Annotated in this window: 8 protein-coding genes; all 8 read left to right on the top strand. The window is 43.5% G+C overall.

What is annotated here, in order from left to right:
- A partial coding sequence (locus HZC12_05120; GenBank protein MBI5026108.1) for a rod shape-determining protein occupies nucleotides 1-545 on the top strand: 545 nt, incomplete at its 5' end.
- Entirely contained in the window at nucleotides 546-1,340 is a 795-nt protein-coding gene (gene mreC, locus HZC12_05115; GenBank protein MBI5026107.1) for a rod shape-determining protein MreC, read from the top strand.
- Nucleotides 1,337-1,816 carry a rod shape-determining protein MreD gene (gene mreD, locus HZC12_05110; protein ID MBI5026106.1) on the top strand — a complete coding sequence of 160 codons (480 nt, stop codon included), beginning with the start codon at nucleotides 1,337-1,339 and terminating at the stop codon, nucleotides 1,814-1,816. Before mreC ends, mreD begins: the two co-directional genes overlap by 4 nt.
- Nucleotides 1,816-3,576 (top strand): penicillin-binding protein 2, encoded by a 1,761-nt coding sequence (gene mrdA, locus HZC12_05105; protein ID MBI5026105.1) that lies wholly within the window; start codon nucleotides 1,816-1,818, stop codon nucleotides 3,574-3,576. Before mreD ends, mrdA begins: the two co-directional genes overlap by 1 nt.
- Nucleotides 3,573-4,694: a rod shape-determining protein RodA gene (rodA, locus tag HZC12_05100; GenBank protein MBI5026104.1), complete on the top strand. Its 1,122-nt coding sequence runs from the start codon at nucleotides 3,573-3,575 to the stop codon at nucleotides 4,692-4,694. The genes mrdA and rodA overlap by 4 nt, the downstream gene beginning before the upstream one ends.
- An 81-nt stretch (nucleotides 4,695-4,775) precedes the next feature.
- Nucleotides 4,776-7,343, top strand: coding sequence for a TIGR03960 family B12-binding radical SAM protein (locus HZC12_05095; GenBank protein MBI5026103.1), 2,568 nt, complete (start codon nucleotides 4,776-4,778; stop codon nucleotides 7,341-7,343).
- Complete coding sequence (locus HZC12_05090) at nucleotides 7,328-8,809, top strand: Rne/Rng family ribonuclease (GenBank protein MBI5026102.1); 1,482 nt, start codon at nucleotides 7,328-7,330, stop codon at nucleotides 8,807-8,809. Before HZC12_05095 ends, HZC12_05090 begins: the two co-directional genes overlap by 16 nt.
- A 3-nt stretch (nucleotides 8,810-8,812) precedes the next feature.
- The gene (gene larE / locus HZC12_05085; protein MBI5026101.1) at nucleotides 8,813-9,685 is read left to right on the top strand and encodes an ATP-dependent sacrificial sulfur transferase LarE; all 873 of its coding nucleotides are present in this window, start codon (nucleotides 8,813-8,815) and stop codon (nucleotides 9,683-9,685) included.
- The last annotated feature ends 265 nt before the right edge of the window (nucleotides 9,686-9,950 follow it).

Genomic DNA, 9,950 nt, shown 5'->3' with positions numbered 1-9,950 from the left:
TCGGAGGAGGCACGACTGATGTAGCGGTGATTGCTATTCACGGCGTTGTCTACAGTAAGGCCGTCAGGGTTGGTGGAGATAAAATGGATGAGGCAATTATCAGCTATGTTAAAAATAAATTCAAGGTCTTGATTGGTGAAAAGACAGCAGAGGAGGTAAAGATACAAATAGGCTCTGCTTATAAACTTGATGGGGAGAATAAAACAATGGAGATAAAAGGAAGGGACCTTATCTCGGGTATCCCCAAGACATTGACAATTACAGAAGACGACGTGAGGAGTGCTATTTCCGAATCCGTAGCGGTAATTATAAACACTATTAAAACAGCTCTTGAGAATACCCCTCCAGAACTTGCCTCTGATATAGTTGACAGAGGAATAGTCCTTGCGGGAGGAGGAGCGCTTCTAAATGGACTTGACCTTCTGCTGAAACATGAAACCTCCCTGCCTGTTATTGTGGCTGAGGATCCCCTTGGAGCTGTTGTTAAAGGGGTTGGGAAGGTCCTGGATGATTTAGATATTCTCAGGAGGGTTGCGATTAATTAAATGTTTTTTAAAAGAAAGTCCTTTTTCTCTGTGACTTTCATTCTCTTTGTCTTCGCCTTGCTTACATACCAAAGCCTTAAAGCGAGAAACAAAATCTTTGACTTCATTGTTTACCCCCTTACTTCCGTCCAGCGCGGTGTTTCCAGTGTGTCAAACGGCGTCAAAGGCATATTTAACAAATACCTGATGATTGTCGGAAAAGAAGAAGAAAATAAAAAACTCATATCCAGGTTAAGGGATATTGAAAAAGAGAGGAATGACTATACAGAAATATTGGATGAAAATAAGCGGCTGAGGATGCTGCTCGGCTTAAAGGAAAGAAGGCGTGACTATGTTACAACAGCCGAGGTCTTTGCCAGAGATCCGACTAACTGGTTCCATGTCTTATGGATAAACAAGGGAGCAAACGATGGCATCTCCAATGATATGGTTGCAGTCACTCCAACAGGGCTTGTCGGCAGGATTCACCGGGTCTTCGAAGGTGTATCAAATGTGCTTCTTATAACTGATGTAAATTCCTCGGTTGCAGTTCGAGTTCAATCCTCAAGGGGGGAGGGTATTTTAGAGGGCAGGGGAACTGATGTGTGTTATCTGAAATATATGCCTCACGAAGAGGATGTGAAGATAGGTGATAAGGTCATAACATCGGGGGTTGATGGTTTGTACCCTGAGGGGATTCAGGTCGGTTATGTGAGTAAAATCTTAAAAAAAGGTATTGGTTTGTTTCAGCACATCGAGGTTACGCCTTTGCAGGATTTAAGAAAGATAGAAGAGGTAGCGATTCTCAAAAGATGAATAAAACTTTCTTCTGGGCGCTTGTGGCCCTTTTTGCTATTGCTGTTCAGTCTGTAATGCTCTCCGGGCCAAAGCCTGACCTGGTGCTTATTATAGTTTGCTTTTATGCCTTGAGAAAAGGGCAGTTACACGGGATGTTATTTGGAGGTGGCACAGGGCTTGTTTTAGATGCAATAAGCGGATTTATTATAGGTCCTCAACTTTTGAGCAAGGCCATCGCAGGTTTTCTCTTTATTTCATTAAAGGAAAAGTTTTTTAATTGGGGTATTCTTCTGAATACGCTGGCGATTTTGTTAATTTTCATTTTAGACAGCCTCGTTGTCTTTGTATGCCTTGAGACCTTTACTGCAACTTCGTCTATCGGGAGGAATCTGAGCCTGTTTATTCCGGGCATGTATACTGTTATCCTCGGAATGCTTGTGTATCCAATTTTAAGGCCGAAAGAAATAAAAGTAGAGGAGACATTGATTAATTAATGGAAAAGAGGATTAAGCTCGGTGCCTATATTATTCTTATCGTCTTTGCCATTTTTATCTTGAGACTATGGCAGCTTCAGGTAATAAAGGGCAGGGAGTACAGGGAGCTCGCAGAACAAAACAGATTGAGAGTTGTCAAGATACCAGCAGCGAGGGGAATAATTTATGACAGAAACGGTGTGCCATTTGTAAGGAATGTGCCTTCTTTCGATGTCTCTGTAATCAGGGAATATCTACCAAAAGATAGGGAAACCCTGTCTGCTCTCGGCAAACTCATTGGCCTCAGCGGTGATGAGATACAGGATAGGCTCAGAAAGGCTGCGGTATATCCATACGAACCTGTTAAGCTTAAGATAGCAGTTCCGTGGCAGGAGGTGGCAAAGGTTGAGGTAAGGAAAGTTGATTTCCCGGGACTGCAAGTAGATGTTGAAGTAAGCAGAGAATATATTAATGGAACCCTTGCGAGCCACATCATCGGCCATCTCGGACGCCTTACGCCTGAACAGTCTAAAAAACCAGATTATAAAGACGTCCCCCACAGGGCACTTATAGGACAATGGGGCCTTGAAATGATATATGACAAAGTCCTGAGAGGGACTGCCGGAGGAAAACTTATTGAGGTTGATGCCATAGGTAGAGAGATTAAAGTTGTCGGCATGGAGGAGCCTGTTAAAGGAGATGATATAACTCTTACTCTTGATATAACACTTCAGAAGACAGCAGAGGAGGCATTAAAGAGTGAGGCAGGAGCTATTGTGGCCCTTGACCCTAATACAGGCGAAATACTTACCCTTGCCAGCAGCCCGCCATTTAACCCGAACCTTTTCTCCAGAGGCATAGAACCCAGGGAGTGGGTGAAACTCTTGAATGACCCTCAGAAGCCATTATTGAACAGGGCGTTGCAGAGCCAGTACCCTCCCGGCTCTACATTTAAGATTATTACTGCGATTGCCGGTCTTGAAGAGGGAGTGATAACAAGGAATACAGAGGTCAACTGTACCGGTGTAATCGCTATGGGTAAAAGGGGTTTCAGATGCTGGAAACCCGGGGGCCATGGCACTGTGTCCCTGCACCGTGCAATTGTTGAATCATGCGATATATACTTTTACGAGGTGGGTAAGAGACTCGGCATTGACAAAATAGCTGAATATGCAGAGAGATTCGGGCTTGGAAAACCTGTTGGTCTGGAGTTCTTGAATGAAAAATCCGGGATTGTACCTTCAACGCAGTGGAAGCTTAAAACCAGGAAAGAGCAATGGTTTCAAGGAGAGACTCTCAGTGTTGCTATAGGCCAGGGATATATCTCTACGACTCCCATACAGATGGCATTGCTTACGTCTATAGTTGCCAATGGTGGAAAAATTTACAAACCACATCTTATAAAAGATTCGGGCGTAGAGTTTGTGGGAAATAGCAAAGTAAATGCAGGAAGTCTCGATACAGTAAGAAATGGCTTGCAGGGAGTTGTCGGAGAAGCAGGAGGCACAGGCGGCCGGGCACGTTCAAGCCTTTTGCATATAGGCGGCAAAACAGGGACTGCTCAGGTTGTGAGTATCAGAAAACAATCTCATGCCCTGCCGAAAAAACTCCGTGACCATGCATGGTTTGTGGCCTTTGCTCCTGTTGAGGACCCGCAGATTGCACTTTCTGTCTTTGTGGAGCACGGAGGCCATGGAGGAGCGGCTGCAGCCCCTATAGCAAAAAAGGTCATAGAGGCATTTTATGAAAATAACAAGTTACAAATGATAAATGACAAATGATAGACAGACGGCTTTTAAAAAATTTTGACTGGATTACATTTGCCCTTGTGACAATCGTCTCCCTTATAGGGATAATGACGATTTATAGCGCCACGAGACCCCTTCCAGGTTCAGAACATCCATCTTTTTATATAAAGCAAGTTTACTGGCTGGGTATTAGCCTGCTCTGTTTTATCCTTGTTGTAAGTATTGATTATAGATGGTTTGAGAAATTTGCCTATCCATTGTTTGTAATTGGATTTATTCTTCTTGTTCTTGTGCTTTTTGTAGGCAAACAGGGGATGGGAGCTCAACGGTGGCTGCCACTTGGGCCTTTATCTTTCCAGCCATCAGAATTTTTTAAAATCTTTTTTATTATCGCTTTCTCTAAGTACCTGACAAACCTTGGACAGGGAACAACGCTCGGCTTTAAAGAGATAGCAAAGATAAGTTTTTTCTTTCTCCTGCCTCCGATAATTGTTATTTTAAAACAGCCGCATCTCGGGACCGCCCTGATGTTGGTCTTTATCTCTCTCGGCATGGCTATGGCAGCAGGTATCAGAAAGAAGTTTTTTGTGTTGATTCTCATTATAGGGATCATCGCTGTGCCCTTTATGGGCCACATTTTCTGGGGAGGACTGAAGGAATATCAGAAGAACAGAATTGTGGCCTTTGTAGAACCACAGGTCGATCCCCTCGGCATTGGTTATCATATAAATCAGTCAAAGGTATCAATAGGTTCGGGTGGATTTCTCGGGAAAGGTTATTTAGAAGGCACACAGGGGTCTTTGAGATTTTTGCCTGAGGGACATACTGATTTTATTTTCTCGATTTTTGCTGAAGAATGGGGTTTTATGGGAAGTATTGGTTTGTTCATCATATATCTTTTTATTTTTTTGAGGGGCCTTGATACAGGAAGAAGGGCAAGGGATCCCTTCGGGAGTTTTCTTGCCCTGGGCGTCACAATAATGTTGACTTTCTACTTTGTCATAAATGTCGGTATGACCCTCGGAATGATGCCCATTGTTGGCCTGCCGCTGCCCTTCATGAGTTACGGAGGCACTGCCCTGCTCTCAGATTTCATTGCTGTCGGAATTTTAATAAATGTAAGGACGAGAAGATTTGCCTTGTTTTATTGATTTCTGCAATTGTTTCGAGCCGATCCCCCCAGTTCTCATTTCTCACTTCCCATTTTTTAGTTCTATATGAGATAATGGCTAATGCCTGTGAATATAGTAAATTTCCAGAAACCGAGCAGATATGTTAACAGCGAGGTAAACAGCATTCACAAGGATGCGCTGATAAAGGTTGCCCTGTGTTTCCCGGATACATATGAAATAGGCATGTCCCATATAGGGCTTAAAATCCTCTATTCGATTATAAATAGTATCCCTTATGCCTCTGCAGAAAGGGTGTATGCACCGTGGATTGATTATGAGGCATTTCTCAGACAGAAAGGCTTGCCCCTCTGCTCTCTCGAAGGCAACAGACCTTTAAGGGATTTCAATATTGTGGGCTTCAGCCTCCAGTATGAACTTTCCTATACCAATGTCCTTAATATGCTTGACCTGGGCGGAATCCCTATAAGGACAGAAGACAGGATGTCGGAATCGACTCGTACCGAGGCGGATAGAGGCTATCCCCTTATCATTGCAGGCGGGCCATGCGCAATGAACCCGCTGCCCCTTGCCCCATTTATAGATGCCTTTGTTGTTGGCGATGGAGAGGAGGTCATAAGGGAAATTGTAGATTTATATAAAAGATGGCAGGACGAAGTCGGAATCGACTCGTACCGAGATATGAGAAAAGAGAATCTCTTAAAGGCATTATCTCAGGTGGAAGGAGTTTATGTCCCGCTGGTTCATAGCACTGATAATGGTGTGAGGATCAAAAGAAGGATTGTTGAATCTCTCGATGATGCCCCATTCCCCGAAAACCCAATAGTGCCATATACCTCCATTGTGCACGACAGAATCGCCATTGAGATATCAAGGGGATGCACAAGGGGATGCCGTTTCTGTCAGGCAGGAATGATATACAGGCCTTTGAGGGAGAGGAGTCCTGAGAAAATTTTAGCCTTAGCTCAGAAATCTATTTTAAACACAGGTTACGAAGAGGTTTCTTTTACATCACTGAGCACTGGAGATTATAGCTGTCTGCTGCCTCTGATACGAGCCTTTAACAGGAGATTTGCTGGAGATAATATTGCAATATCGCTTCCATCCCTGAGGGTTGGGGCTGTTAACAGGGATGTCGCGAAGGAGATAAAAAGTGTCAGGAAGACGGGTTTTACTATTGCGCCAGAGGCTGGTAGCAAAAGGCTCAGAAAGGTAATTAACAAGGATTTTAGCGAAGATGAATACTTTGAGGCCCTGAGGGTCATTTCCAGTGAAGGGTGGAAGGGCATTAAACTTTACTTCATGATAGGTCTTCCTACAGAAGAAGCGAGGGATATCGAAGGGATTATCGATATGGTAGAGAATGCCCGTAAGACTGCTAACCGACGTATTAATATAAATGTTGGCGTATCGCCTTTTGTCCCGAAGGCACATACGCCATTTCAGTGGCTCGGCCAGGTTTCTTTCGAAGAATTAAAAATGAGACAGGGGTTTCTCAAAGATGCATTGCAGAGAAGGGGCTTTAATTTCAAGGGACACAAGCCTGAGATGAGCCTTCTCGAGGCTGTATTTGCAAGGGGTGATGGTAAGATTGCTTCTCTTATTGAGGCTGCATGGGCCCTCGGGTGCCGCTTTGATGGGTGGTCTGACACCTTTTGTTTTGATAAATGGCTTGTTGCTGCGGAAAAGATAAATCTCGACCTGTACAGTTATGCTTCGAGGGCATTAGATGTGGACTCATGGCTTCCGTGGGACATGATAAACTCAGGGATCAGAAAAGAATTTTTGGCAACAGAATACAAAAAGGCACTAAAAGGTGAGATAACCCTAAATTGCAGGAACAGGTGTTATGATTGTGGGCTCACATGTAAGACAACAGTCAACAGTCAACAGTCGGCAGTCAGCAGTCATGAGTCAACAAAAGACTTAAGACTTACGACTCAAGACTCACGACTTAAGAAACCGATTCGGTTAAGGGTTCAGTTTTCAAAGACAGGGACACTGCGATATCTTTCCCATCTTGAAGTAATGGCAGCAATTCAGAGGGCACTGAGGAGGGCTAAGGCGCCACTGGTTTATACCAGCGGGTTTCATCCTCACCCGAAAGTATCATTTGGACCCGCCCTTCCTGTTGGTGTCGAAGGACTCGAAGAATATTTTGATATGGAAGTTTACCATTATATTGATGCTGATGACATTGTGGAAAGAATGAACAGGACACTTCCTGAAGGATTAAGGATTAGAGGTGTTATGACAATAAAACAAGGAGAACCATCACTGAATAATTTTATCTCATGCTATAAATATGAAATAACGATAAATGAGGAGATTCAAGATTCAACCCTGAATCAAATTCAGGGCAAGATTCAAGATTTTTTGGAAAACCCTGTCTTTTTTATAAAAAGGGATGGTAAAGAGGTAAATCTCAGACCAATGGTGAAAGATGCGGTGGTCAAGGGTGAAAACCTTTATCTTACATTAGTGGATAAAGGAGGAGTAAAAGTCAGGCTTTTTGAGTTACTGGCTGCACTTTTTCAAAAACCTGTAAATGAGGTTCAGAGGTTATCTGTAAAAAGAGTTAATATATGTGGTTTTGAATCGGATGTGCGCCAGGGCGTAGAAGAGTGGCTGGAACCCATAGGCGGTGAGAAGTTATGGCTGATGAGATAATAATCAATGCAGGCAGGGAAGAGACGCGGGTAGCCCTTCTTGAGGCTGGACAGCTTTGCGATCTTTATATCGAAAGAAAAAAAGATGCAAGTCTTGTAGGCAACATATATAAAGGCAGGGTGGTAAGGATCCTTCCAGGGATGCAGTCAGCTTTTGTGGATATAGGCCTTGAGAAGGCTGCATTCCTTCATGTTGCAGATATATATTCTGGCCTTGATTCCCCGATATTCCTTGAAGAGTTAGAGGAAGAGGCAAGGCCTCTTAACCTCCCTATCGAAGAAATACTTCAGGATGGTCAGGAAATCCTTGTGCAGGTTTCAAAGGACCCCATCGGGAGCAAAGGGGCGAGGGTGACTTCTTATATAACTATACCAGGAAGATACCTTGTCTTGATGCCCGGGGTTGAGCATATAGGTGTGTCGAGACGGATTTCAAACGAGGCAGAAAAACTCAGACTCAAGGAGATGGTTAATCGCCTTAGACCTTCAGGTTTTGGTTTTATTATCAGGACAGCCAGTGAGGGCTGTACCGAAGAAGAGATAAAAAAGGATATGGATTTTTTAGTCCTTCTGTGGGAGAACATCCATGAGAAGAGGAATAAAGTTGTCCCGCCTTACCTCCTTTACAGCGACCTCGACCTTGTCTTCAGAAGCGTCAGGGACCTCCTCAGCCATGAGGTGCGCAGGCTTGTAATTGATTCCGAGGGGGAATATAAAAGGATAATAGAGTTTCTTAATACATATTTTCCGAAACTTGCTTCGAAGATCGAGTTTTACGACGGCAGCGAGCCGATCTTTGACTTTTTTGGTATTGAGATGGAAATATCGAGGGCACTTGGAAGGCGAATATGGCTGAAGTCCGGCGGCTATATTGTCATTGACCAGACAGAGGCCTTGACAGCAATAGATATAAATACCGGCAAATTTGTTGGGAAAGCGAGTCTTGAGGATACAATACTCAAGACAAATTTAGAAGCGGTAAAAGAGATTGCCTATCAGATAAGGCTGAGAAACCTCGGCGGAATAATCATAATAGACTTTATAGATATGGAAAAAGAGGAGAACAGAAAAAAGCTCTTCTCAACATTCCAGGAGATAATGAGCAAGGATAGAGCAAAGAGCACTATTCTTCAGGTCTCAGAACTCGGTCTTATTGAAATGACGAGAAAGAGGGTGAGAGAAAGTCTTGGACGAACCCTCTGTGAACAATGCCCTTACTGTGAGGGCAAGGGTTTTGTAAAATCTCCAACGACAGTATGCTATGAAATATTTAGAGAATTAAGGAGATTAGGTTCAGAAAAACCTGGAGGTAAGATTATGATTACAGCCCATCCTTCAGTGGCAGACCTCCTTTATGATGAAGAGAGAGAAGGGCTCGAAGAGATAGAAAAACACCATGGTTTTAAGGTCATTGTGAAGGCCGATAAAAACCTGCATCAGGAACACTACGAGATAGTTGTACTTTAGCTCATGGACAAGCTTGGACTCCTTGTAAGCATTATCCGCGAGATGGATAAGGTTATAGTTGCTTATTCAGGTGGGGTGGATAGCACCCTCGTTTTAAAGGCAGCTTCCATGGCACTCGGCAACAATGTCCTTGCAGTAACTGCTTCCTCTGAGAGCTTTCCTCCTGATGAGCTTTCATTTGCAAGGGCAATAGCATCTTCTATTAATGTCAGGCACAGAATAATACACACAGAGGAACTTAAAGATAATAATTTTTCCAGCAATCCGCCTGACAGATGCTATTACTGCAAAAAAGAGTTGTTCGGAAAGCTTTCTGAGATGGCCGCAAAAGAAGACTACCGTTATGTCCTTGATGGGACAAATGCCGATGACCTTCAGGACTGGCGGCCTGGAAGGCATGCTGCAATAGAGTTAAGAGTAAGGAGCCCACTTCTTGAAGCCCGGATAGGGAAAAAAGAGGTGAGGGATATTTCTTTTAGGCTCGGCCTTCCAACATGGGATAAACCTGCTACACCATGCCTGTCTTCGAGGTTTCCCTATGGACACAGGATTACAGCAGAAGGTCTCGAACGAGTCCTGAAGGCTGAGGATTATTTGAAGGGGTTTGGATTGAGGGAGTTGAGGGTCAGGGATTACGGAGAGACTGCGAGGATTGAGGTAATGCCTGAAGAGTTACATCTGCTTGTCAGGGAGGATGTGAGGACAAAGGTGATTGTATTTTTTAAATCACTTGGCTATAAATTTATTTCTCTTGACCTTCAGGGTTTCCGCAGCGGGAGGCTGAACGGAGAGATTTCAACCCGAAAAATGCAATTGACCACAGAGGACACAGAGATAAATTTTAATAAAACTACAGAGATAAAGAATAACCACTGAGGCACAGAGACACAGAGGACTAAGAAGCTGAGAAGTTAAGAAGTTTGAAAGTTGAGCTTTTTTTATCTTTCTTATCTTCTTAGTTTCTTATCCTCTCATCTTCTTATCTTCATCCTCAGTGCCTCTGTGTCTCTGTGGTTTTCTAAATGCATTATTTGGGATAAAAACTCTAAATCGGGAATTTTTCCCTTACAAACTTTATCTCTTCTTCTTTGCTTTTAATCTGCCCCTCAAGTCTGGCCTCGAGGATTCCTTTCAGTATTTT

It is taken from the genome of Nitrospirota bacterium (assembly GCA_016214385.1).
GTDB lineage: Bacteria > Nitrospirota > Thermodesulfovibrionia > UBA6902 > JACROP01 > JACROP01.
This window is presented reverse-complemented; position numbering and strand designations above follow the sequence as displayed.

Excerpts from the sequence above, each read along its gene's own strand:
- mreC (MBI5026107.1), top strand. The coding sequence starts at position 546 with ATGTTTTTTAAAAGAAAGTCCTTTTTCTCTGTGACTTTCATTCTCTTT.
- mreD (MBI5026106.1), top strand. The coding sequence starts at position 1,337 with ATGAATAAAACTTTCTTCTGGGCGCTTGTGGCCCTTTTTGCTATTGCT.
- mrdA (MBI5026105.1), top strand. The coding sequence starts at position 1,816 with ATGGAAAAGAGGATTAAGCTCGGTGCCTATATTATTCTTATCGTCTTT.
- rodA (MBI5026104.1), top strand. The coding sequence starts at position 3,573 with ATGATAGACAGACGGCTTTTAAAAAATTTTGACTGGATTACATTTGCC.
- HZC12_05095 (MBI5026103.1), top strand. The coding sequence starts at position 4,776 with ATGCCTGTGAATATAGTAAATTTCCAGAAACCGAGCAGATATGTTAAC.
- HZC12_05090 (MBI5026102.1), top strand. The coding sequence starts at position 7,328 with ATGGCTGATGAGATAATAATCAATGCAGGCAGGGAAGAGACGCGGGTA.
- larE (MBI5026101.1), top strand. The coding sequence starts at position 8,813 with ATGGACAAGCTTGGACTCCTTGTAAGCATTATCCGCGAGATGGATAAG.